The organism is Streptomyces sp. NPDC006174 (assembly GCF_040614075.1).
In the GTDB taxonomy this organism is placed as follows: domain Bacteria; phylum Actinomycetota; class Actinomycetes; order Streptomycetales; family Streptomycetaceae; genus Streptomyces.
Window position 1 is genome coordinate 16,101 of record NZ_JBEXTJ010000011.1, and the last position, 23,165, is coordinate 39,265.

20 protein-coding genes are annotated in these 23,165 nt (G+C 71.5%); 8 read left to right on the forward strand and 12 right to left on the reverse strand.

Going from position 1 to position 23,165, the window contains the following annotated elements:
• Positions 1 to 1,542, forward strand: coding sequence for a sugar transferase (locus ABZ267_RS24175; RefSeq protein WP_356748927.1), 1,542 nt, complete (start codon positions 1 to 3; stop codon positions 1,540 to 1,542).
• 70 nt (positions 1,543 to 1,612) lie between these two features.
• On the opposite strand, the gene ABZ267_RS24180 is transcribed toward ABZ267_RS24175, so the two are convergent.
• Positions 1,613 to 2,596: a GDP-L-fucose synthase gene (locus ABZ267_RS24180; protein WP_356748929.1), complete on the reverse strand. Its 984-nt coding sequence runs from the start codon at positions 2,594 to 2,596 to the stop codon at positions 1,613 to 1,615.
• Positions 2,597 to 2,712: 116 nt separating this feature from the next.
• On the opposite strand from ABZ267_RS24180, the gene gmd reads away from it, so the two are divergent.
• Genes gmd through ABZ267_RS24205 form a run of 5 tightly spaced genes read left to right on the forward strand, consistent with a single transcriptional unit; the run spans position 2,713 to position 8,196 of the window.
• A complete protein-coding gene (gene gmd, locus ABZ267_RS24185) occupies positions 2,713 to 3,726 on the forward strand; it encodes a GDP-mannose 4,6-dehydratase (RefSeq protein ID WP_109163108.1) in 1,014 nt (337 codons plus the stop codon).
• On the forward strand, positions 3,723 to 4,349 hold the full coding sequence (locus tag ABZ267_RS24190; protein ID WP_356748931.1) for a DNRLRE domain-containing protein: 627 nt from the start codon (positions 3,723 to 3,725) through the stop codon (positions 4,347 to 4,349). Before gmd ends, ABZ267_RS24190 begins: the two co-directional genes overlap by 4 nt.
• The gene (locus ABZ267_RS24195; protein WP_356748933.1) at positions 4,346 to 6,607 is read left to right on the forward strand and encodes a LamG-like jellyroll fold domain-containing protein; all 2,262 of its coding nucleotides are present in this window, start codon (positions 4,346 to 4,348) and stop codon (positions 6,605 to 6,607) included. The genes ABZ267_RS24190 and ABZ267_RS24195 overlap by 4 nt, the downstream gene beginning before the upstream one ends.
• Before the next feature lie 3 nt (positions 6,608 to 6,610).
• Entirely contained in the window at positions 6,611 to 7,360 is a 750-nt protein-coding gene (locus ABZ267_RS24200) for a hypothetical protein (protein WP_356748935.1), read from the forward strand.
• Positions 7,357 to 8,196, forward strand: coding sequence for a glycosyltransferase family 2 protein (locus ABZ267_RS24205; protein ID WP_356748937.1), 840 nt, complete (start codon positions 7,357 to 7,359; stop codon positions 8,194 to 8,196). Before ABZ267_RS24200 ends, ABZ267_RS24205 begins: the two co-directional genes overlap by 4 nt.
• Before the next feature lie 10 nt (positions 8,197 to 8,206).
• Here ABZ267_RS24205 and ABZ267_RS24210 read toward each other — a convergent pair whose 3' ends face one another.
• Positions 8,207 to 9,370, reverse strand: a complete 1,164-nt coding sequence (locus ABZ267_RS24210; protein WP_356748939.1) for a glycosyltransferase — start codon at positions 9,368 to 9,370, stop codon at positions 8,207 to 8,209.
• 106 nt (positions 9,371 to 9,476) lie between these two features.
• Here ABZ267_RS24210 and ABZ267_RS24215 point away from each other — a divergent pair, with 106 nt between their 5' ends.
• Positions 9,477 to 11,048 carry a hypothetical protein gene (locus ABZ267_RS24215; RefSeq protein WP_356748941.1) on the forward strand — a complete coding sequence of 524 codons (1,572 nt, stop codon included), beginning with the start codon at positions 9,477 to 9,479 and terminating at the stop codon, positions 11,046 to 11,048.
• Here ABZ267_RS24215 and ABZ267_RS24220 read toward each other — a convergent pair.
• From ABZ267_RS24220 to ABZ267_RS24230, 3 genes are read right to left on the reverse strand one after another with little or no spacing between them, the layout of a single operon-like run.
• Complete coding sequence (locus ABZ267_RS24220; RefSeq protein WP_356748943.1) at positions 11,017 to 12,264, reverse strand: hypothetical protein; 1,248 nt, start codon at positions 12,262 to 12,264, stop codon at positions 11,017 to 11,019. The two genes, ABZ267_RS24215 and ABZ267_RS24220, sit on opposite strands and share 32 nt — an antisense overlap.
• Positions 12,261 to 13,946, reverse strand: coding sequence for a lipopolysaccharide biosynthesis protein (locus ABZ267_RS24225; protein ID WP_356748944.1), 1,686 nt, complete (start codon positions 13,944 to 13,946; stop codon positions 12,261 to 12,263). Before ABZ267_RS24225 ends, ABZ267_RS24220 begins: the two co-directional genes overlap by 4 nt.
• Positions 13,943 to 15,205, reverse strand: a complete 1,263-nt coding sequence (locus tag ABZ267_RS24230) for a glycosyltransferase (protein ID WP_356748946.1) — start codon at positions 15,203 to 15,205, stop codon at positions 13,943 to 13,945. The genes ABZ267_RS24225 and ABZ267_RS24230 overlap by 4 nt, the downstream gene beginning before the upstream one ends.
• Positions 15,206 to 15,355: 150 nt before the next feature.
• On the opposite strand from ABZ267_RS24230, the gene ABZ267_RS24235 reads away from it, so the two are divergent.
• A complete protein-coding gene (locus ABZ267_RS24235) occupies positions 15,356 to 15,805 on the forward strand; it encodes an adenylyltransferase/cytidyltransferase family protein (RefSeq protein WP_356748948.1) in 450 nt (149 codons plus the stop codon).
• On the opposite strand, the gene ABZ267_RS24240 is transcribed toward ABZ267_RS24235, so the two are convergent.
• The 7 genes from ABZ267_RS24240 to ABZ267_RS24270 form a co-directional block, all read right to left on the reverse strand.
• Positions 15,774 to 16,502, reverse strand: coding sequence for a CDP-alcohol phosphatidyltransferase family protein (locus tag ABZ267_RS24240; RefSeq protein ID WP_356748950.1), 729 nt, complete (start codon positions 16,500 to 16,502; stop codon positions 15,774 to 15,776). The genes ABZ267_RS24235 and ABZ267_RS24240 overlap by 32 nt on opposite strands.
• 112 nt (positions 16,503 to 16,614) lie before the next feature.
• Positions 16,615 to 16,986, reverse strand: coding sequence for a monovalent cation/H(+) antiporter subunit G (gene mnhG / locus ABZ267_RS24245; RefSeq protein WP_356748952.1), 372 nt, complete (start codon positions 16,984 to 16,986; stop codon positions 16,615 to 16,617).
• A complete protein-coding gene (locus tag ABZ267_RS24250) occupies positions 16,983 to 17,330 on the reverse strand; it encodes a monovalent cation/H+ antiporter complex subunit F (protein WP_356748954.1) in 348 nt (115 codons plus the stop codon). Before ABZ267_RS24250 ends, mnhG begins: the two co-directional genes overlap by 4 nt.
• The gene (locus ABZ267_RS24255; protein WP_356748956.1) at positions 17,327 to 17,953 is read right to left on the reverse strand and encodes a Na+/H+ antiporter subunit E; all 627 of its coding nucleotides are present in this window, start codon (positions 17,951 to 17,953) and stop codon (positions 17,327 to 17,329) included. The genes ABZ267_RS24250 and ABZ267_RS24255 overlap by 4 nt, the downstream gene beginning before the upstream one ends.
• A complete protein-coding gene (locus ABZ267_RS24260; protein ID WP_356748958.1) occupies positions 17,950 to 19,602 on the reverse strand; it encodes a Na+/H+ antiporter subunit D in 1,653 nt (550 codons plus the stop codon). The genes ABZ267_RS24255 and ABZ267_RS24260 overlap by 4 nt, the downstream gene beginning before the upstream one ends.
• Positions 19,599 to 20,219: a Na(+)/H(+) antiporter subunit C gene (locus ABZ267_RS24265; RefSeq protein ID WP_356748960.1), complete on the reverse strand. Its 621-nt coding sequence runs from the start codon at positions 20,217 to 20,219 to the stop codon at positions 19,599 to 19,601. The genes ABZ267_RS24260 and ABZ267_RS24265 overlap by 4 nt, the downstream gene beginning before the upstream one ends.
• Positions 20,216 to 23,119 (reverse strand): Na+/H+ antiporter subunit A, encoded by a 2,904-nt coding sequence (locus ABZ267_RS24270; RefSeq protein ID WP_356748962.1) that lies wholly within the window; start codon positions 23,117 to 23,119, stop codon positions 20,216 to 20,218. Before ABZ267_RS24270 ends, ABZ267_RS24265 begins: the two co-directional genes overlap by 4 nt.
• Positions 23,120 to 23,165: the final 46 nt, after the last annotated feature.

A 23,165-nucleotide genomic window follows, 5' to 3' on the forward strand; every position in this document is an offset into this window, starting at 1 on the left:
ATGGGGCATGTCGAAATACCTGAGACCGACATATCCGGGCCGGTGGGGCTCCGGGGCGCGCCGCGTCCCCGCACCGCCGCCTCCCGGAATCGTACGGCGGCGCTGGAGCAGCTGTGGCGCGCCCCGACGGCGGAGCGCGACCGGACAGGCCGGGCTCCGGTCCGGCGAAGGCCGGTCCACCGGCCGCCGCTCGGCGCGCTGACCGACCTGATGGCGTTGACCGGGCCGGCCTGGCTGGTGCTGCACCTGGGCGAGCAGCCGCGACCGTGGCTCGCCGCCACGGTCGCGGGTCTGCTGTGGACCGGATTGCGCGGTGCGCGCGGACGGTACGCCGACCCGGTGCACGGCGAGCCGGGCGGTGCGTTCGGCGCGCTCGGTGACTGGCTGGTGCTCCTCGGAGTGCTGGCCGTCCTGCACGCGGCGGCGGGGGGCTCCGTCGACCCGGCGACGGCCGTCGTGGCCGTGGCGCCGGGGCTGCTGGTGACCACCGCCGTGGCGGGGCTGCGGAGTACGCGGCGGGGACAACGGGCGCCGCGCCGGGTGCTTTTGGTGGGTGAGGCGGCGGGCCTGGAGCACGCGGCCGAGCTGCTCGGCACCCGTACGGACCACGCCTACCGGCTGGTCGCCGCGATTCCGGTCGGACCGGACCGGCCGGCGCACGAAGGTGTGCCGGTGCCGGGGCGGCTCGGCTCCAGCCCGGCGGACGACGACGTGACGACGGTGCTCGGCGGGGCCTACGCGCACGAGGCGGACCTGGTGCTGGTGGCTCCCGGGCCCCAGCTGACCGGTGACCGGCTGCGGCGGCTGGGCTGGGGGCTGCACGACGCGGGCGTGGCCCTGTGCGTGGTCTCCGAGCTCTCCGGCATCGCGGCGTCCCGGGTCCGCCCGGTGGCGGCGGCCGGGCTCACGCTGCTGCACATCGCGCCGCCGCTGCGCGGAGGCCCGCAGGGCGTCCTCAAGGCCGCGCTCGACCGTGGCGGCGCCCTGTTCGGCCTGCTGGTGCTCGCGCCGCTGCTGCTCGCGGTGGCGTTGTGCGTGCGGCTCTCCTCGCGCGGTCCGGTCTTCCACCGGCAGGTCAGGCAGGGGCTCCACAACCGGCCGTTCACCATGTGGAAGTTCCGCACGATGGTGGCGGACGCGGAGGCTCGCAGGGCGCAGCTCGCCGAGGACAACGAGGTGGACGGGCCGCTCTTCAAGATGCGCCAGGATCCGCGGGTGACTCCGGTGGGACGCGCGCTGCGCCGCTCCTCGATCGACGAACTGCCGCAGCTGTTCAATGTGTTGCTGGGTCAGATGTCGTTGGTGGGGCCGCGGCCTCCGCTGCCGGAGGAGGTCTCGCGGTACGACGAGCGGGAGGGACGCAGGCTCGCCGTGAAACCGGGGCTGACCGGGCTGTGGCAGGTCAGCGGGCGCTCGGACCTGTCCTGGCAGGAGACGGTCGCGCTGGACCTCTGGTACGTCGACAACTGGTCGGTGGCCACGGACATGGGGCTCCTCGCCCGTACGGTGCGCGCTGTCACCGACGGCCGCGGGGCCTACTGAGAACGGCGGACGGTCGATGCGAGGAGTTCCGGTGCGCCACCGCGCGCCGAGTGCGCGCGGTGGCGCACGGTCAGGCTACGGGCGCGAGTTGGCCGAGCCACCAGGCGTAGGTGCGGGCGATGCCGTCACGGAGCGGGATCTGCGGCGTGAAGCCGAGAGAGGTCAGGCGGGAGACGTCGAGGAGCTTGCGCGGGGTCCCGTCGGGCTTCGACGTGTCCCAGCCGATCCGGCCCTGATAGCCCGTCACCTCCGCTACGATCTCGGCGAGTTCGCGGATGGTCAGGTCCTCGCCGCAGCCGATGTTGACCGGCCCGTCACCGTCGTACGCCTCCAGCAGGGTGACGCAGGCGGCGGCCAGGTCGTCGACATGGAGGAACTCACGGCGCGGCGAGCCGGAGCCCCAGAGGGTGATCTCCTCCGCTCCGTCGCGCTGGGCCTCGTGGAAGCGGCGGATCAGCGCGGGCAGGACGTGCGAGGTCTCCAGGTCGAAGTTGTCGCCGGGCCCGTAGAGATTGGTGGGCATGGCGCTGATGTAGGAGGCGCCGTACTGCCGGCGGTAGGACTGGGTCTGGACGATTCCGGCGATCTTGGCCAGCGCGTACGCCTCGTTGGTGGGCTCCAGCTCGCCGGTGAGGAGCGACTCCTCGCGGATCGGCTGCGGGGCGAGGCGGGGGTAGATGCAGGACGAACCGAGGAAGAGCAGCCGCTCGGTGCCCGCCGCGTGCGCTCCGGCGATCACGCTGAGCTGGATGCGCAGGTTGTCCTCCAGGAACTGCACCGGATAGGTGCTGTTGGCCATGATCCCGCCCACCTTGGCGGCGGCCAGCACCACGGCGTCCGGGCGGATGTCCCGCAGATACGTCTCGGTCCGCGCCGCGTCGCGCAGGTCGAGGAGGTCGCGGCCGCGGGTGAGGACCTCGTGGCCGTCGTCGGCGAGGCGGCGGGCCACCGCCGAGCCGACCAGTCCGCGGTGGCCCGCGACGAATATGCGGGAGCCCGGGCGCAGTAGAGGACGGGCGGCTTCCTGGGGTGGGACGGGGAGTTCGGTCGTCATGGCTCGGATTGTGCCAGCAGTAAGGGACTGCGGAGATGTTTTGCCGCAGAACGCTCCAATTCCGATATGTCGGTGACGTGTTCGTCGCACAGACGGACAGCAGAGAAGGGGGAATCGTGGCGAAGACCGCGCTCATCACGGGAGTGACCGGCCAGGACGGCTCGTACCTGGCGGAGTTGCTGCTCGACAAGGGGTACACGGTCCATGGCCTGATACGCCGCTCGTCGAGCTTCAACACCGAGCGGATCGACCACATCTACCAGGGTCCGGAGGAGCCGGAGCGCTCCTTCGTCCTGCACCACGCGGACCTCACCGACGGTGTGGCGCTGGTGAACCTGTTGCGCGACATCCAGCCCGACGAGGTCTACAACCTCGGCGCGCAGTCCCATGTGCGGGTCTCCTTCGACGCCCCGCTCTACACCGGTGACGTCACCGGCCTCGGCACGATCCGCCTGCTGGAGGCGGTCCGGGCCAGCGGTGTCCAGACCCGGATCTACCAGGCCTCGTCCTCCGAGATGTTCGGCGCCAGCCCGCCGCCGCAGAACGAGAAGACCCCGTTCCACCCGCGCAGCCCGTACAGCGTGGCGAAGGTCTACTCGTACTGGGCCACGGTCAACTACCGCGAGGCGTACGACATGTTCGCCGTCAACGGGATCCTCTTCAACCATGAGTCGCCGCGCCGCGGTGAGACCTTCGTGACCCGGAAGATCACCCGTGGCGTGGCCCGGATCAAGGCCGGGCTCCAGGACCGGCTGCACCTGGGCAACCTGGACGCGGTGCGGGACTGGGGGTACGCGCCGGAGTACGTGGACGCCATGTGGCGGATGCTCCAGTGCGACACGCCGGACGACTATGTGGTGGCGACCGGTGAAGGCGTCAGCGTCCGGCAGTTCCTGGAGTTCGCCTTCGAGCACGCGGGCCTCGACTGGGCCGAGCATGTGCGGTACGACCCGAAGTACGAACGGCCCAGCGAGGTCGACGCGTTGATCGGTGACGCGTCCAAGGCGGAGGAGCTGCTGGGCTGGAAGCCCGAGGTCAAGTCCCGCGAGCTGGCCCGGATCATGGTCGACGCGGACATCCGGCTGCTCTCGGACCAGCTGACCGGGGCCGCCGTTCGGGTGGACAGATGAGGGGGCCGGGGCTCCGGGAACGTACCGGGGTCCGGGCCGCGATCCGCAGGCGCGGCGGCGTCCTCACCGCCGCCCAGGTCGCCGCCCACCACCAGCCGGCGCAGACGCCCGCGCCGCCCGGCGACACCACGGTGAGCCTCCAGGCCGACGAGGACGCGTACGTCGACGCAGTGGCGGCCAACACGAACTACAACGACCAGCAGCTGGCCTCGCGGGGCTCCACGCCCTATCTGAGCCATCTGCGCTTCACCCTGCCCGCCGCCCCGGCCGGGCAGGTCCTCAAGAGGGCCCGCCTCCAGTTCCGTACCTCGTCGGATCCGACGGCGGGCTCCACCGACAGTCACACCGTGGTGCCGGTCACCGGCGCCTGGACCGAGTCGGCGGTCACCTACAACTCCCGGCCGGCGCTCTCCGCGTCCGTGCTGGGCGGCATCACCGGCGCAACCGCCGTCTCCACCGACCACTCGGTGGAGCTCACCGCGCCGGCACTGGGCGGAGCCCTCGGCTCCGCCTACTCACTCGCCCTGACCAGCAGCGGGACGGACAGTCCGCGCATCTGGTCGGGCGAGGCAGGATCGGCGGCCTCCAGGCCGCAGCTCGTTCTCACCTTCGGAGCTGAATGATGAACGGAAGTACGGGGCATAGATTCGGAGGGCGCGGCCGTCTGCGGGCCGCTTCCGCCGCACTCTGCCTGCTGACCGGAGCCCTGACCGCCACGGCGGCCGGGGGTTCACCGGCAGCCGCACTGACCCCGCCGGTGGCCCTCACCGCGGACGACCTCTCCACCTGGCAGACCAACGGCATCGTCTGGGCCATGGCGGCCGGCAACGGCGTGGTCTACGCGGGCGGCACCTTCTCCACCCTGCGGCCGCCCAAGGCCGCGCCCGGCACGAGTGAACAGCCCGCGGTGAACTTCGCCGCCTTCGATGCGGCGACCGGGACGCCCACCGACTGCTCGCTGTCGTTCACGGTCTCCTCCGGGACCGCGACCGTCCGCTCGCTGGCGCTCTCCCCGGACGGCGAAACGCTGTACGCGGGCGGCCAGTTCGGGGCGGTGAACGGGGTCGGGGTCAGCAACATCGCGGCCGTCGACACCGCGACCTGCACCGTCCGCAACAACTTCAAGATCGGTGTCTCGGCCACGGTGCGAGGGCTCGCCGTCACGTCGGACACGGTCTATCTGGCCGGAGACTTCACCACCGTCGGCGGACAGACCAGGAGCCATTTCGCGGCCGTCTCCACGGCCGGGGCCTCGCTCCTGCCGTTCACGGCCGACGCGGACGAGACGTCCCGTGCGATCGAGGTGACCCCGGACGGCCAGAACGTGCTGCTCGGCGGGGACTTCTTCCGAATCAACGGCACCGACACGCACGCGCTGGCCGTGGTCGACGCCACCACCGGACAGCTCACCAAGAGCTACCCGGGGTTCATCCACGAGAAGTCCACCGTCCAGGACATCACCACCGACGCCACCGGCTTCTACACCGCCAACGAGGGCAGCGGCGGCGGAGTGTTCGACGGCCGGATCGCGCTGAACCTGAGCAACTTCCAGCAGCGCTGGCGTGACACCTGCCTCGGCGCCACCCAGGCCGTGGAGGTCTACTCCGGCGTCCTCTACAGCGGCAGCCACGCCCACGACTGCGCCTCCATGGGCGGCTTCCCGGACCAGCCGCGCAAGCACCTGCTGGCCCAGTCGGTCGACGACCCGAAGCTGCTGCCGTGGTTCCCGGACACCAACGACGGCATCGGCGAGCCGGTCGGTCCGCGGGTGATGACGCAGACCGGGAAGGGCGGCCGCCACTACCTGTGGGTCGGCGGCGAGTTCACCACCGTCAACAGCGCGCCGCAGCAGGGGCTGACCCGGTTCGCGGACGGCCCGGACACCGGTGCGCCGTGGGTGCCCAACGTCAGCCTGTCCACGCTGACTCCGGGCCAGGTCGACGTCAACTGGCAGACCAGCTTCGACACCGACGACGGTGAGCTGACCTACCGGATCTACAAGGACGGGTCCAACACGCCGATCCACACCACGACCGGCTACTCGGTCTTCTGGAACCGGCCGCAGCTGACCTGGACCGACACCGACGTGGTGGCCGGCCAGACCTACTCGTACCGGATCACCGCGAGCGACGGCACCAACACCAGCACCAAGTCGCCGGCCCAGTCCGCCACCGTGACCACCACCACCGAGGCGTACCCGGCCCGCGTCAAGTCCGACGGAGCCACGCTCTACTGGCGCTACGACGAGGCCGGCGCCACCTTCGCGCACGACAGCAGCGGCAGCCTCAACAACGGGTTCCTGCGCAACGCCCCGGCCTACCGCCAGACCCCGGCGGCCGTCACCGGACCGTCCACCGCGATCGGGCTCAACGGGACCACCCAGTACGCCTACAGCAACCGGCTCCACCCGGCGCCGGCGCGGTTCACCCTGGAGACCTGGGTCAAGACCACCACCACCCGCGGCGGGAAGATCATCGGCTTCGGGAACATGACCCAGCAGAACAGCACCCGGGACGACAAGCACATCTACATGCGCAACGACGGGCGGCTCGTGTTCGGCGTCTACAGCGGCTCCGCCCGGACGGTCGCCACCTCGGCCGCGTACAATGACGGCCAGTGGCACCACGTCGTCGCCACGCAGGGTCCTCTGGGCCAGGGCATGTCGCTCTACGTCGACGGACAGCTCCGCGCGTCGAACATCCTGGTCTCCAACAACGAGACGACCCCGGGTTACTGGCGGGTCGGCGGGGACGACCTGTTCGGCTGGCCGAACCGTCCCACCAGCAACTTCTTCGCCGGTCAGATCGACGAGACCGCCGTCTACCCGACCGCGCTGACCGCTTTCCAGGTCAGCGCCCACTACGCACTGAGGAATGGCTGATCCATGCGGAATCCGTTCCTGGCCGGCGCCGCCGTCGTGATGACGGTGGCGGCGCTGGCCGCCTGCGGCTCGTCCGCGGACGGGAACGGGCCGGAGGCCGCGGGCGCCCAGCGCCCCGCGGCCTCCGGGCCCGCCGTCCCCGGCTCCACCGCCACCACGTCCACACCGCCCGCCACGCCCACCGCTCCCGCGGCGCCCACCGCGCCCGCCGCCGAGGAACCGGAGGTCACCGCGCCCGACGCGACCGCCGAGGGCCCGAAGACGCCGTCCGACGAGATCACGCCGGCCACCGGCACCTTCACCAAGAAGCAGAAGGAGTACCTGGAGGACCGGGTGCCGAAGGGCATGGACCCGGCCGCCGTGCTCCAGACCGGCCAGGAGACCTGCGACAAGCTGCGCTATCTGGTCAAGGTGGACCGGGACACCGCCGTGGGCGCGATCGCGGCCCGGGAGATCTCCGACGCGCCGGCCGCGGTGGCGGGCCTCTGCCCGCAACACCAGGACCTGGTCGACGAGGCCGCGTACGCCTACGCCGACGGCAGCCACACCGGCAGGACGCTGCGGCCCGGCGTCTACCGCTCCGCCTCGCCCACCACGAACTGCTCCTGGCACATCGAAGGAGCGGGCGGCAAGGAGCTGGCCTCCGGCACCTCCGACACCGGCAAGTCCCGGAGGATCACGATCCCGGAGTCCGCCCGCACGTTCACCTCCACAGGCTGCTACGCCTGGCTGGCCGAAGGAGCCAAGGGATGACCGCTGGTACGACCAAGCTGCCGATAGCCGTGGCGATCCCCACGAAGAACGAGGGCCTCAACATCGCCGAGGCGGTGAAGTCGGTGCTCGGCCACTTCGAGGCGGTCGTCGTGGTGGACTCGCACAGCACCGACGACACGGTGAAGATCGCCGAGGAGTGCGGGGCCGAGGTGGTCACGTACACCTGGGACGGGGGCCATCCGCGGAAGAAGCAGTGGTGCCTGGAGAACGTCCGTACCGACCTGGACTGGATCCTGCTGCTCGACGGCGACGAGCGGCTCAGCCCGGGGCTGCTGGCCGAGCTGCGGGAGACCTTCCGGGATCCGTCGGCGCCGAAGCCCGCCGCGTACGACATTCCGCTCGGGTACTGGTTCTCGGGCAAGCGGCTGCGGCACGGATACACCATCCGCAAGCGGTCGTTGACCGACCGCACCCGCTCCTTCTATCCGGAGGTCGGCGACCTGGACGCGCCGGGCATCGGTGAGGTGGAGGGCCACTACCAGCCGGTCGCGGCGACGGTGGGAACGCTGGAGCATCCGATCGAGCACCAGGACCTCGACCCGGTCACCGCCTGGTTCGAGCGCCACAACCGGTACTCGGACTGGGAGGCGTGGCTGGAGCACCATCCTCAGGTGAAGGAGCAGGTGCGCCAGGTCAAGTCACGCCAGGGGCAGTTGTTCCACAAGGCGCCGTTCAAGCCGGTGGTGTCGTTCGCGTACATGTACCTCTACCGGCGCGGCTTCCTGGACGGCCGCGCCGGGTTCGACTTCGCGCTGGCGATGAGCTTCTACCGCTGGCAGATCGCGCTGAAGTCCCGCGAGAAGCCCGTACGTTGACGGCTCGGCCTCACCCTCGCCTCCGGCGGACCACGTCCTCGTAGGTCCGCCGGAGGGTGGCGGTGACGGCCTCGATGGTGAACTGGTCGTTGACCAGCTCCCAGGCGGCCTTGCCGGCCTGCTCGGCGGCCTCCGGCTCCAGCAGCTCCAGGATCGCGTCGGCGACCTTGCGGGCGTTGGCCGCGTCCTCGCCGACCCGGCTGTCGATGACCCGGCCCGAACCGGCCTGCGCGACATCGGGGGCCTGGCCGCAGGTGCGCGTGATGACGACCGGCGTGCCGACCGACATCGCCTCCAGCACGGAGACCGGGAACGGCTCCTCGATCGCGGGCAGCACATAGACATCGGCCTCGCGGTCGGCGGCGAGCACCTCGTCGTGCTCCAGCGGGCCGCGGTGGTCGAGCGAGTCCGTAACGCCCAACTTCTCGGCGAGCGCCAGGGTTTCTGTCAGCGCGCCGGTGTCCGGGCCGGCCAGCACGAAGCGGGCGTCCGGGTGGCGGGCGAGGACGTGCGGCATCGCGGAGACGAAGTCCTCGGGCCGCTTGCGCTCCTGGATGCGGGCGAGATAGAGGATGGTGGGCGGGCGGCCGGGTTCGCGGGCGGGCTTGCGCTCCTGCGGGCGTACGCCGTTGACCAGCCGGACGGTACGGGTGAGCGGGACGGGCGCGGCGACGGCGTTCACGTCGACCCGCTCCATCTCGGTGAGGTGCAGGACCGCGTCGGCCTCGCGCAGCACCTTGCGGACGCCGAGGACGTCGGTGAGCTGGGCGACCTTCTTCTCGGTGGGGTCGATCATGCCGTGGGTCTGGACGACCAGCGGCGTACGGGTCGCGAGCGCGAGGAGCGCGGCGGGCAGGGTCACCAGGTCGCGCATCAGGTGGACGTGGACGAGGTCGGTGCCGCGCATCATGCGGCGTGCGGTGCGCAGCAGCGCGGCGGAGGTGATGCCGCTGACCTCGAACATCGGGAGCAGGTGCCGGGCCTGGAAGAGGTGGACCGGAACTCCTTCTACGTGGCTGGGGAGTTCGCCGCCGGGGAAGCCGTCGCCGAGCGCCATGACGCGGGCGTCGTCGCCGTGGGCGCGCTGGACCTTGGACAGGTTGAACGCCACCCGGGTCGGACCGCCGAAGGCGTGGTCCGGCGTATGGAGCGTGACAACATGCAGGATTTTCACCAGAGTTCCCCTCAACTGCGGTCAATGATTCACAGAGTAGTCATCGCACCTCCCTCAAGTGGGGCGATTCGTTAGAGTGTTCAGCGGTTCACTGAACGGGGGGCGCATGACGTCGGTGCACACGTCGGCGCACTCGTCGGCAGACGGACCGGCCGCCGAGAAGGCCGTCGACGCGGCCGGGCTGCGGCCGGAGCGGCCCAGGGCCATGGGCGGTCCTCCGGAGCCGCCCGATCGGACGATCGCCTGGTCGATGCTGTCGCGGGCGGTGTCCGTGCCGCTCATCCTGGGCCTGGTCTGCTTCCTGCCCGCGGTGATCGCGGCCCAGCCCGGCAGCGGCGTGCGGGACACGGCGTACTGGCTCCAGCTGGTGCTGACCTGCTATGCGGGAGCCCGGCTGGCGACGACGATCCTCTCCACCCAACGGCGGCTGCTCCAGGGCGTCTTCTGGATGTTCGTGTACATCGCGATGGGCGTGGCGCCGTTCGCGCAGGTGGTGATCGGGCAGACGCCGACGCCGATGGTGGGGCCGCGCCAGGACCTGGTCACGGCCATCGCGATGGTGCTGGTCGGCTGTGCCGCGTACGACCTGGGAGCGCTGCTGGCCTCGCGGCGGCCGATGCGCCGCCGTACGCCTTCCGCGAGAGGTTCGGGCGGCGGGCCGGCGCTGGCGCATCCGGTGCGGCTGCGGCTGCTGGTGGTGCTGGCGTTCGCGGCGAGCGCGTTCTACGTGCTGAAGCTGGGCGGGCCCGCGGTCTTCTTCTCCAGCCGGCAGGAGATCACCGAGTCCGTCGCGGCGAGCGGGGTGGTCACGGAGGGCTCCAATGTGGGCTCGGCGTTCGTCAAGGGCTTCGGCCAGGTTCCGGCGCTGCTGGCGCTGCTCTTCTACACGCGCCGCCTGGCCACCTCCTACCGGGCTCGGCGCACTCCGTCGACGGTGCTGGTGTGGGTGGCGCTGATGGCGCTGAACCTGGTCGTGAACAACCCGATCTCCAACGCGCGTTACTGGTTCCTGACGGTGCTGATGGCGTTCGTCTTCACCGCGTTCCCGAGCAGTGCGGCGATCTACCGCACGGTGCTGGCGACCGGAGTGGTCGGAGCCCTGGTGGTGTTCCCGTACGCGGACAAGTTCCGGTACGACGACGAGGCCGACCAGCGGACCGCGCAGTCGGCCTCGGTCTTCGAGCCGCTGGTGACCAAGGACTACGACCAGATGGTGATGTTCGCCAACACCGTCTCGTGGGTCGACACCCGCGGCCACACCTACGGCCGTCAACTGACGGGCTGTGCGCTGTTCTTCGTGCCGCGCTCGGTGTGGAGCGGAAAGCCGGAGGACACCGGGGTCCGGGTCGGGCAGTGGATGGGGCTGCGGATGACCAACCTCTCGGCGCCGATGTGGACCGAGTTCTGGGTCGACTTCGGCGCGACCGGCATGATCGGCGGCCTGGCGCTGATCGGTTACGCGTCGTCCCGCACCGACCGCCGCTATGCCCGGGCCGTCACGCGTGCGGGTCCCGGCCCGGGAAGCGTGCTGGCCGTCGCCGCGCCGCTGCTCGCCGGCTACACCTTCATCCTGTTGCGCGGCCCGCTCCTCCAGGCGGCCGGGAAGCTGGCCATCGCCGCGCTCTGTCTGCTGGCGATCAGCACCTTCATGGAGCGGCGGGCAGGACGGCGGCGCTGAGGTCGTGGCCGGGCCCGGAGGTACGGCGGCGGCGCAGCCGGGCCACTCCGATCCAGGTGGCGGCGGCCTTGCAGAGCGAGCCGAGGAAGAGGCCCCAGGCGGCTCCGAGGACGCCTCCGACGACGTAACCGCCGGTGAAGAACGCCACGGTGATGAGCGAGAAGACCACCTGGATGGCGAGCGTGGTGCGCGGGTCGAGCATCCGCAGGGCCAGCAGCCCGCAGGTGCCGGCGGCCATCGCCGCGTACTGGCTGCCGGTGGCGGGCAGCAGCCCGGCGGCCACGGTCCAGGTGTCGCCGAGGAGTTGGCGTCCGGCGCTGTCCGGGAGCAGGGCCAGGACGGTGGCCCAGAGGCCGGCGATCGTGGCGAGGACGGCGGCGAGCGCGGCGGTGGCCCGGACGCGGCTCCGCTCGTCGGTGATGCGGCCGAGCAGCGGCGGGCCGAAGGAGGTGGCGGAGGTGAACAGCACGTTCAGCGGACCGAACAGCGTGGTGGCGCCGCGTAGGGCGCCGACCAAGAGCGGGTTGCCGACGGCGCCGAGGCCGAGGACGGAGAGCTGGCTGGTCGCGTTGCCCACGCCGAACTCGACGGTGAACCGCTGGCCGAGGTAGCCGCGCCGGAGCATCGGCCGCACCACGAGCGGCGTCCCGGCGGTGGCGCGGTGGAGCAGCGCGGCGGAGAGCAGCAGCGCGGGCAGCGCGGAGAGGCCCCAGAGCCCGATCAGGCGCGCCGGAGACGCACCGTACACCTGGGTGCCGAGCGCTCCGAGGACGCACGCCAGCCGCAACAGGTCACAGAGCAAAGCGAGATGGGGCTGCTGGAGGGTGGAGAAGGCGTACCGTACGGCGTCCTGGCCGAGCACCACCGGCAGCACCAGGCCGAGCATCAGCAGCGCCCGCGCGGTGTCGCCGGGGACGAGGAAGCAGACGGCGGCCAGGAGCGCGCCGAGCGCGCCGGCGGCGAGCACGGTGAAGGCGACGGCGGAGCGGCAGGCGCCGCGGGTCTCCTCGCCGCCGCCGCGCTTGAGGACCAGCGGCTGTCCGGTGTACGCGCCCGAGACGCCGAGCAGCACCGTGAAGACCAGGTAGACCGCGGAGAAGCGGGCGAAGTCGGCGACGGTGGAGAGCCGGGCGGCCGCAAGAAGCACCAGGATGTTGGTGAGCGCCGCCACGCCTTGGTCCGCGACCGAGCAGAGGACGGCGGTGCGGGCTCTCACCGCCGCGCCGTCGGCAGGGTCAGGGAGCGGAGGCCGAGGGTCTCGGTGGGATCGCCGGTGATCTCGGGTCCGTCCGGCTCGGCGGTGGGAGCGGGTCCGTCGCCACCGGTGCGGCGGCGGGCGGACTTCGGGCGGCGCTCGGAGCGGCTGAGCCGCCGCCGGCTCGGGTGGAGCAGGGCGCCGAGGACGGAGCCGCCGGAGGCGCCGATGATCTCGCGGATGCGCTCCAGGTCGCTGCGGTGCACCTCGCGCGGGTCGCAGACGATCATCACGCCTTCCACCCGGTCCACCAGCGCGACGGCGTCCGCGTAGGAGAGGACGGGAGGCGCGAGGACGATGACGACGCTGCCGGGACGGTCGGCCTCGGCGACGATCCGGCCGACCGGGGCGGAGGTGAGGGCGCGCGGCACGTTGTCGACGGCGTCGCCGGGGATCAGGGCGAAGGCGCCGGAGCCGGGGACGTCGACGTTGGAGCGGCCGCCGGTGGGCCAGCTGCCGTCGCCTTCCTCGGCGGCCCAGCGCGGCGGGCGGACCTCGTGCGCGGCGGAGCCCAGCGCGCGGGCGAGGGACGGCGTACGGAGGTCGGCCTCGACCAGCAGGACGTCCCGGCCCATCTCGGCGAAGGCGGCGGCCAGGTTGGCGGCGGCCGCCGTGGCCTCCTCGTTGTCGCCGCGCGGTGCGGTGACCAGCAGGCGGCGGCTCTCGGCGAAGGACGGGTCGTAGGCGAGCCGGAAGGCGACCGCGCGGTACTCCTCGGCGAGCCGGGAGCCGCTGCGGCCGATCGCCAGCACCGTACCGGCGGCTGCGCGTTCGCGGGGCAGGGTGCCGAGCAGCGGGCCGCCGAGCGAGCGGACCAGCTCGCGGTTGGAGCGTACGGCGGGGTCGAAGACGAGCCGCACCCAGGAGAGCAGCAGGCCCAGCGCGAGGCCGACGACACCGCCGAGGCCGAGGAGCAGCGGCAGGCCGGCGCCGGTGGGCTCGGTGGGGGCGACGGGCTTCTTGTTGAGGTAGCCGGGTGTGGTGTCCAGGGCCTTGAGCTCGGAGATCTTGCGGCTGAGCTCGGAGATGGAGACGATGATGTTGGCCCGGGCGCTGGTGACGTCGTCGGCCGCGCCGGTGCCGGTCTCCTCCAGCTGGTCGCGCTTCTCCTCCAGCGGTTTGAGCTGCGCGCGGTAGCCGCCCGCCATGTTCTCGATGCTCTCCTCGGTGCGCGCCTTGCGGTGGGCCAGATAGGCGTTGGCGAGGGCTTCGGCGCGGGCCCGGGACTGCTCGGGGGTGGCGCCGGTGTAGGCGAAGCGGAGGGTGAGGGTGTTGGGCGGGTTGGTGACCTGGAGTCCGGCCAGCAGGTCGCGGGCCGCGACGTCGTCGCCCTTCTTGAGCAGCGTGCCGGCGGCCAGGGTGCCGACGGTGTCACTGACGGCGGTCTGGCGCTCGGAGCCGATGTTGATGCCCTTGTCGGCGGTGGCGCCGCTGGCGAAGGGGTCGGAGATGGCGGAGCGGACCAGCACCTCGCCGGTGGCGGTGTAGGTGTCCTCGCCGCTCAGCGCGAGGTAGCCGCCGCCGAGCAGGCCGATGACGACGCCGGCCGCCAGCAGAGTTCGGTAGCGCAGGAGTTGGCGGAACTGGTCGCGCAACAGCGCCGGTTCGTCCTGGTCGTCCAGGACCCGGTTCACAGGGGTCATCGGCTCTCGCTCCCTCGTCCGTCCCGCAAGGCCTCGGTGAGCAGGTCGTCGAAGCGGGCCAGGCCCGCCTCCCGGCTCAGGTGGCGTGCCACGTACGCCGGGCCCTCGGCGCCGAGGGCGTCGGCGGCGGCCGGGTCGGCGGCCAGCTTCCGTACGGCCTCCAGCAGCGCGGCCGGGTCCTCCGGCGCGACGAGCACGCCGGCGCCGGAGCGGCGCACCTCGTCGGCGGTGCCGCCCTCGTCGGCGACGGAGGCGACGACCGGGCGTCCGGAGGTGAAGTACGAGGTGAGCTTGGACGGGACGCTCATGTCGAGGACGGAGGCCCGCTGGGTGACCGCGAGGACATCGGCGGCCGCCAGGATGTCGGTGAACTCACCGGCTCCGGCGGGCTCCAGGAAGTCCACGTTGGGCAGGCCTTCGGCGCGGGCGCGCAAGACGTCGCGCTGGTTGCCGTCGCCCATCAGGACGATCCGGACGTCGGGCGCGAGGCGGGCGGTGTCGACGAGGACCTCCAGGCCCTGTTTGAGGCCCATGTTGCCGGAGTGGAGGAGGACCGGAGTGGCCGGGTCCCAGCCGAGCCGGGCGCGGGTGGCGGCGCGGTCGGCGGTGGGGCCGTCCACATGGGTCCAGTTGGGGACGATCCGGATGCGGCCGGGGTCGACGCCGAGAGCGGTGACGCCGGGGACGAAGCTCTCGTGGATGACGCCGACGAGGGCCGCGCCGCTCAGTGCGTACCGCTCGGCCGCCGCGGCGGCCTTGGCCGCTCTGCCGCCGCCGCGTATGCCGCTCTGCGCGGCGGCCGCGCCCATCAGGTCCTGGATGACGGGGACGTACGGGACGCGGTGGCGGCGGGCGAGGCGGGCGCCGATGACGCCGCCGGCGAGGCTGGGCATCTGCGCGATCACGGCGTCCGGCCGGCCCGGCGGTGGCGCGAACAGTCCGGTGGCGAGGACGGAGGCCTCGAACGCGGCTCTTCGCACAGCGGTCTGACGGGACGGCACAAGGTGTCTGCGCCGGTGCACGCCGACGCCGCCGCGTATCTCGACCGTCCGCCACACGCTCCGGTACGCCTCGTCCAGCTGCCAGGACGGATAGTGCGGCATCCCGGTGAGCGCCCGCACCCGGGCGCCGGACTGCGCCCAGTGCTCGGCGAGTTGCGTGGCGTACGGGCCGATGCCCGTGACCTCTGGTGCGTAGTTCGTCGAGACCACCAGAAGGCGGCGGTTCAGAAACGGCCTGTGCCGTTCGACATCGGACATCGGACGATCGCCTTCCCCCCACAACAGCCGCCGCTCCCTGCGGGAACGGCCCCCGTCGAGCTTATCCGTTCACGGCCTGCACAAGTGTTCTTCACAGTAAGGTCGTTGGCACATCACCGGATCAGATCGACCGTGGGGGGAGAGATACGGATGGTGCAGCACAGGGTGGGGTACGCGCCCGGGGTGTACGACCTGTTCCATGTGGGACACCTCAACATCCTGCGGCATGCCCGCAGTCAGTGCGACTACCTGGTCGCGGGGGTCGTCTCGGACGAGATGGCCGCCCTCGCCAAGGGTCACACGCCCGTCATCCCGTTGCGCGAACGGCTGGAGATCGTCCGCAGTGTGCGGTTCGTCGACGCCGCCTTCGTGGAGACCGTGCCGGACAAGGTCCAGACCTGGCAACAGGTCCGGTTCGACGTGATCTTCAAGGGCGACGACTGGCGCGGCACGGAGAAGGGGAAGAAGCTGGAGCGCGACTTCGCCGAGGTCGGCGTGGAGGTCGTCTACTTCCCGTACACCGTGCACACGTCCAGCACCCAGCTGCGCCGGGCGCTGGACGTGCTCGTCAGCCGGGACGGAGTGCTCTCAGCTCCCTGAACCACTTGGTGAGGAAGGCCGCCAGGAAGAGCGTGTGGACCACCGCGAGCACGGCGTACCCGGCCCGGAAGGCGCCGGGTGCGCCGAGCAGCAGGAAGACCAGGCAGAACACGCCGTAGTCGGCGGGCAGCAGCGCGACCGCCCGCACCTGCGAAACGGGAGCGGCTGCCACAGCCGCCGGTGCTCCGGCCACCGCCGTCTTGCCGAGTTTTTCGCGCAGCAGTCCGGCGCAGAAGGTCACCACGGCGGCCAGTTGGAAGCCGAGCGGCAGCAGCAGCCACGCGTCGGAAGGCAGTTCGCCGAAGCGGTAGAAGGAGATCAGTACGGCGGTGTGGACGAGGACCAGCTTGCCGCAGTCAACGACGTGGTCCAGCCACTCGCCGTCGGGGCCGCCGCGGCCGGTGAGCCGCGCGAGCTGGCCGTCGGCGGAGTCGAAGGCGAAGCCGACGGCGAGCGCCGCGTAGACCAGCAGCGCCAGCGTCCAGGACGGTTCGACGAGCGCGACCGCCGCCAGCGCCGCGTAGGTGAACAGCGCGCTGATCAGCGTCACTTGATTGGGCGTCAGTCCGGCCCGGTACGCGCCCGCCGCGAGCACCCGCCCGGCCGGGCGGTTCACGTACCGCGAGTAGAGCGAGACGCCCTTGGCGCTCTTCTGTGCGCCGCGCAGTTCGCGCAGCACTGTGCCCGTGCTTCCCATACGCCCCCCAGCGTCCGGCATTGCCCGCATCATGGCATGCGGACACCGGGGCCGGGGCGCGATTGACCGGGCCGGAACAGTTCCGTGATCATGCCGGCCGAGGGACGCTCGGTCAGGCCGGGCCGGGAGGCTGTCTGCCGTCCGTGAGCTGCTCGTCCAGCTCGTCGAAGAGCAGTTCCTCGTGCTGGACCTGTCCGGTGCGGTACGCGGAGCGGGCGACCAGGTGCGAGGCGACCGGGCCGGTGAGCATCTGGAAGAAGCCGATGAGCGCGAGCGTGGCGAGGTCCATGCCGGTGCGCAGCCGCAGCGCGACCCCGGCCAGGACCAGAATGATGCCGAGGGTCTGGGGCTTGGTCGCGGCGTGGCTGCGGGAGAGGACGTCGGGCAGCCGGAGCATGCCGATCACTCCGAGCAGGCAGATCGCGGCGCCGAGGACGACCAGCAGGGCCCCGGCCGTGTCGAGGATCTGGAGCCAGACGTTCACTGCGGGCCCTCCTTGGTCTCGTCGGAGTCCGCACCCGATGCCCGGGACGGCACCGTGACGGCGGGCCGGTCGCGTACGGCGATGAAGCGGGCGATGCCCACCGATCCGGTGAAGCCCAGGAAGGCGAGCACCATCATGATCGGGAAGTAGAACGAGTCCAGCGCGACGGCGGACTTGGCGCCGAGGCCGGCGATGATCAGCGCGGCGATCACGTCGAGCGAGATCGCCCGGTCGAGCATGGACGGGCCGCGCCAGATCCGGACCAGCAGCAGGAGACCTGCCACCAGGACCAGGACGATGGCGGCGGTCAGCAGGATCCGGTCGATCTGTTCGAAGACGCTCATGGTGCGGGCCTTCCGGCGGCGAGCTGCGGTGGTGGGGGCGGTTCGGCGACGCGGGCGATCTCGTCGCGGGTGCCGAAGGCCCGTACGGTCAGTTCCTCCAGCCGCCAGACCTGGTTCCTGGCGGCTTCGAGCTCCTCGGGCCGGTCCGCGTCCAGGACGTGCAGGAAGACGGTGGCCGTGGCCCGGCGCACCTCGATGACGGAGCCGCCGGGCACGTTGGAGACGGCCACCGCGACGGCGGCGAGCATCAGGTCGCCGCGGCAGCGCAGCGGTACGCCGATGACGGCGGCCTGGTGCGGTGTGGAGCTGAAGATCTGCCGGGTGACCCGCACACCCGAGGTGTACATGTCGTAGAGCAGATAGCCGGCGAGCCGGATGATGCCCCACGGGTGGAGCCGGAGGCCCAGGTCGACCGGCGGCAGCGGGAAGGCCAGGCAGACGGCGCTGGCCACGATGACGCCGGTGATGATGTTGGCCAGGTTGAAGGTGGACCAGAGCAGCACCCAGATGAGGGTGAGCCAGGCGATCAGCGGCAGGTCCAGCACCCGTCCGCGCCGGCCGATCTTGCAGCTCATCGGCGGCAGGTCGGCGTCGCGGTACGAGAACCGCAGGAAACGGCTCACTTGCCCAGCACCTCCTCGATGTAGGGCGTGCGCTTCAGCAGTTCGACGGCCGAGCGGTCGGTGAAGGCGGTGAGCGGTCCGGCGAACACCGTGAAGGAGAGCGCCAGCGCGATGGTCGCGGCGGTCGCCGCCATCATGGGCCGGGGCAGCCGGCTGGTGGTGGTGACGGCCCGTCCGTGCAGCGTCGCCGCGACGGTCTGACCGGCCGGACGGTGCACGGGCTCGATGCCCTCGTCACCGGTGCCGGGGACGCCGTCGGGTCCTTCGTCGGTGTCGTCGTCGCTGTCGTCGCCGGACTCCAGGACCGTGCCCGCCTCGGCCTGTCCGGGCGGGGCCGCCCGCCAGAACGCCAGGTTCCACACCTTGGCGGTGACGTACAGCGTCAGCAGGCTGGTGACCACCGAGCCCGCGACCAGGATCCAGGCCCAGGTGGAGCCGTCGGCGACGCCGGCCCGCATCAGTCCGAGCTTGCCGATGAAGCCGGAGAGCGGTGGGATGCCCGCCAGGTTCATCGCCGGGACGAAGAAGAGGAGGGCCAGTATCGGCGCGGCCTTGGCGAGGCCGCCGAGCCGGGTCAGCTCGGTGGTGCCGCCTCGGCGTTCGATCAGTCCGGCGACCAGGAACAGCGTGGTCTGGACGGTGATGTGGTGGACGACGTAGACGATGGCGCCGCCGTACGCCTCGCGGGTGGCGAGTCCGATCCCGAAGACCATGAAGCCGATATGGCTGATCAGCGTGAAGGAGAGCAGCCGTTTGAGGTCGGTCTGCGCGACCGCGCCGAGGATGCCGATGAGCATCGAGGCCAGCGCCACGGCCATCAGCAGGTCGCCGATCCGGTTGCCCGGGAAGAGGAGGGTCTCGGTCCGCATCATGCAGTAGACGCCGACCTTGGTGAGCAGTCCGGCGAAGACGGCGGTGACGGGTGCGGGCGCCGTCGGGTAGGAGTCCGGAAGCCAGGCGGCGACCGGGAAGACGGCGGCCTTGATGGCGAAGACGGTGATCAGCATCGCCTGGATCAGCGTCTGCACACCGAGCGGAAGCCCGGGCAGCCGCTCGGCGAGCTGCGCGAAGTTGACGGTGCCGAGGGCCGCGTACGTCATGGCGATGGCGATGAGGAAGATCATGGACGAGAACAACGAGATGATCACGTAGGTGGAGCCGGCCCGCATCCGGGGCCCGGTGCCGCCGAGGGTCAGCAGGACGAAGCTGGCCACCAGCATGATCTCGAAGCTGACGAAGAGGTTGACGAGGTCGCCCGCGAGGAAGGTGCAGGAGACTCCGGCGACAAGGATCAGATAGGCCGGGTGGAAGACCGCCACCGGGGTCTCCTTGTCCCGGTCGGTCATGCCCTGTCCGATGGAGTAGATCAGCACGCAGAGCGTGACGGCCGAGGAGACGGTGAGCATCAGCCCGGAGAGCCGGTCGGCGACCAGGGTGATGCCGAGCGGCGGGGCGAAGTCGCCGAGGTGGACGGAGAGCGGGCCCTGGCGGTCGGCGGCGATCATCAGGATGATCGACAGCGCCAGGACGGCGGTGAGTACGGCGACGCTGATGAAACGCTGGAAGCGCTGCAGCCGGGTGCCGAAGGTGAGGCTGAGTCCGGTGGCGGCAAGCGGCAGGAGCACCGGCAGCGGGACGAGCGCGTTCATCCGGCGGCTCCTCTTTCGTCTCGGGGGTAGCGTTCGTCGGCCTTGGCGTCGCCGTCGCGTTCGTAGTCCTCGGGGTCGGCGCCGATGACGTCGTGCCAGAGGTCGCCCGAGGCGTCACGGCCGCGGGCCTGGCGGGCCCGGTCGGCGCGCAGCCGGTCGCGGAGTTTGCGGCGCTCCTCGCGGTAGCGTTCGCGCTCGTCCGGCGTCGGTTCGGCGCCCGAGCGGAACTCCTCGCGCAGCTGGGCCCGCTCGGAGAACACTTCGACGCGGAGCACGATACGGCGGTCCTCCAGGTCGTCGTGCACCTCGTCGGTGCCGGTGATCTGGTGGCTGCGGTAGGCCATGGCGAGCAGGAACGCGGTGGTGCCGAGCGTGATGACGATGGCGGTCAGCGCGATGGCCTGCGGCAGCGGGTCGGTGACCCGGCGCAGGTCGACGCCGTAGAGGAGGGGTGCGGCGCCGGCGGTGCCGGTCGAGGCGAGGATCAGCAGGTTGACGCCGTTGCTCATGATGACGGCACCGAGCAGGATGCGGGTCAGCGGCCGGGTCAGCATGAGGAGGGCGCCGACGGCGCAGAGCACCACGGCCGTGACGAGGAGTGAGGCGCTGACGGTCATCGGGAGTTCCCTTCCGCCGTCGTGCTGTTGGAGGCGGTGAGGGCGCCTGCGGCCCGTTCGATCTGGCGGTCGATCTTGGCGCCGAGGGCCCGGACGATGTCCAGGACGACGCCGAGGACCAGCAGGTACACGCCGAAGTCGAAGAGGATCGGCGTACTCATGTGGAAGTCGCCGAAGACCGGCAGGTGCCCGTGGTAGGTGAAGGCGTGCAGCACGGTGCCGTCGATCAGGCCGAGCAGGCCGACACCGGTGGAGATGAAGAGGCCGAGGCCGGTGAAAAGACCCGGTTGCAGGGGCGCGGCCTGGGCCAGTTCGAACCGGCCGCCGGCCAGGTAGCGGGTGATGAGGGCGACTCCGGCGACGAGGCCTGCGACGAAGCCGCCGCCGGGCATGTTCTCGGCGCAGAACAGCAGGTAGACCGAGAGGATCAGGATCGGGTGGAAGAGCAGCCGGGCCACCACTTCGAAGACGATCGAGCGGTGCTCGGGTGCGAGCGTGGAGCCGGCGGCCAGCCAGCCGCGCTCGGGCGCCACCTCGTCGCCCTGCGGCAGCCGCGCGGTGTGCTGGGCCGCGATCGACCACGCGGTACGGCCCTTCAGCTCGTCCGGGAGCATCGGACCGTCGCTGCGGCGGTGCAGGTAGATGAGGCTGGTGACACCGATGGCGGCGGCCGCCAGCACCGCGGACTCGCCCATGGTGTCCCAGGCACGCAGGTCGACGAGGATCGTGGCGACGACGTCCTTGTACCCGTGGTCGGCGACCTCCTCGACCATGGCGGCGCCCGCGGGTTCGGCGGTCCGCGCGGCGGCGGCGACCCAGACGGCGACGCCGATGGTGCCGGCCGCGAGGAGGGCCACCGGGATGCGGATCGCGCGCCGCCACGGCGAGACGGTCTCCTCGAAGTGGACCGGCATCCGGCGCAGCACCAGCACGAAGACGATCATCGCCACGGTCTCGACGCAGAACTGGGTGAGCGCCAGGTCCGGCGCGCCCTGGACGACGAAGAGCAGGGCGGTGCCGTAACCGATCAGGCCGCTGAGGACGACCGCCTTCATACGGCGACGTACGGTCAGGCAGAGCAGCGCCGCGATGCAGGTGAGCACGGCCACGCCGCCCTGGAGCGGGTTGTCCCAGATCCGTGGGGCCGGAGCGGCCTCCCAGGGCTGGTCGGTGACGAGTACGGCGAGCTGTCCGCCGGCCATGACAAGCAGCGTGGTCGCCAGGTAGACCGAGAGCGAACCGCGCTGGATGAAGCCGGTGACCTGGAGCGCGAACCGTTCCTGACCCAGCAGCAGATGACCGAAGACGCTGTCGGCGGTGGGCCAGGCGATGCGTCGGGAGACCTTGGTGACGGTGTTCCGCGCGAGGAAGAGGCCCGTACCGGCCGCCCAGGCGACGGCGGACAGGAGCAGCGCGATGCCGAACCCGTGCCAGAGCGCCAGGTGGTAGGGCTCGGCGGGGACCGGATAGGTGTCGGCGTAGGCGCTGAACAGCCGGTCGGTCAGGCCGACGCCGGGGCCGAGCACCAGGCCGAGGACGGCGAGCAGGGCCGGCGGCGCGAGGAAGGCCCAGCCGACGCGGTGTACGGGAGTGTCGGGCACGCCGGGCTTGCGCGCGAAGGCGCCCCAGACGAAGCGCAAGGTGTACGCGGTCGTCAGCGCCGAGCCCAGCACGACGACGGCCAGCGCCCAGCGGTCGGCGGCCGAGCCGTGCAGCAGCGCCTCGAACGCGGCCTCCTTGGCGGCGAAGCCGAGGAGCGGCGGCAGCGCGGCCATGGAGGCGGCGGCGAGGCCGGCGACGACGGCGACGTACGGCAGGGAGCGGCCGACTCCGGAGAGTTTCCGCAGGTCGCGAGTGCCGGTGGAGTGGTCGACGATGCCGGTCACGAGGAAGAGCGGCGCCTTGAACAGCGCGTGGCCGAGGATCATCGCGACGGCGGCGAGGGCCGCGTCCCGGTTGCCGGTCCCGGCGAGCAGGGTGAGGAAGCCGAGCTGGCTGACGGTCCCGTAGGCGAGGACGAGCTTCAGGTCGTTGAGGCGCAGCGCACGCCAGCCGCCGAGCAGCATGGTCGCGCCGCCGAGCACCAGGATGACGGGCTTCCAGACGGGCACGTCGGCGAAGGCCGGCGAGAGCCGGGCGACCAGGTAGACACCGGCCTTGACCATCGCGGCGGCGTGCAGATAGGCGCTGACCGGCGTCGGCGCGGCCATGGCGTTCGGCAGCCACATGGAGAACGGCCAGATCGCGGACTTCGACAGCGCGCCGGACAGGATCAGCACGAGCGCGACGGAGATGGCGAGCGTCGTCTCCGGCGGATCGGCGACGATCGCGGAGATCTGGTACGTACCGGCGGCGTGACCGACGATCAGGAAGCCGACCAGCATGGCGAGGCCGCCGAGCGTGGTGACCGTGAGCGCCTGGAGCGCGGAGCGCCTGCTGTGGCGGTGTTCGCTGCCGTGGCCGATCAGCAGGAAGGAGAAGACCGTGGTCAGCTCCCAGAACACGTAGAGCGTGATCAGGTCGTCGGCGAGGACCAGCGCGAGCATCGCTCCCGCGAAGGCCAGCAGGTTCCCGGCGAACCGGCCCAGCTGCGGGGTGTCGTCGCGGAAGTAGGAGGCGCAGTAGATCAGGACGAGGGCGCCGACTCCGGCGGCCATCAGGACCATCAGCTCGGAGAGCGCGTCCAGGCGGAGGTCGAGCGAGACGTCGTAGTCCGGAATCCACCGCCAGGACCAGGTGACGGCCTCACCGGAGGCGGCGGTGCTCCACTGGGTGAACGCCCAGACGGTGGCGGCGACGGGAGGCAGTGCCAGCACGAGGAAGGCGCGCCTGCCGAGCCGGTGGACCAGCGGACCCGCGAAGGCGGCCAGCACGAAGTGGCCGATGATGAGCCCGATCACAGCGTGGCGTCCGGGTCGAGCGGCGAGACAACCGAGATAGAGGGCA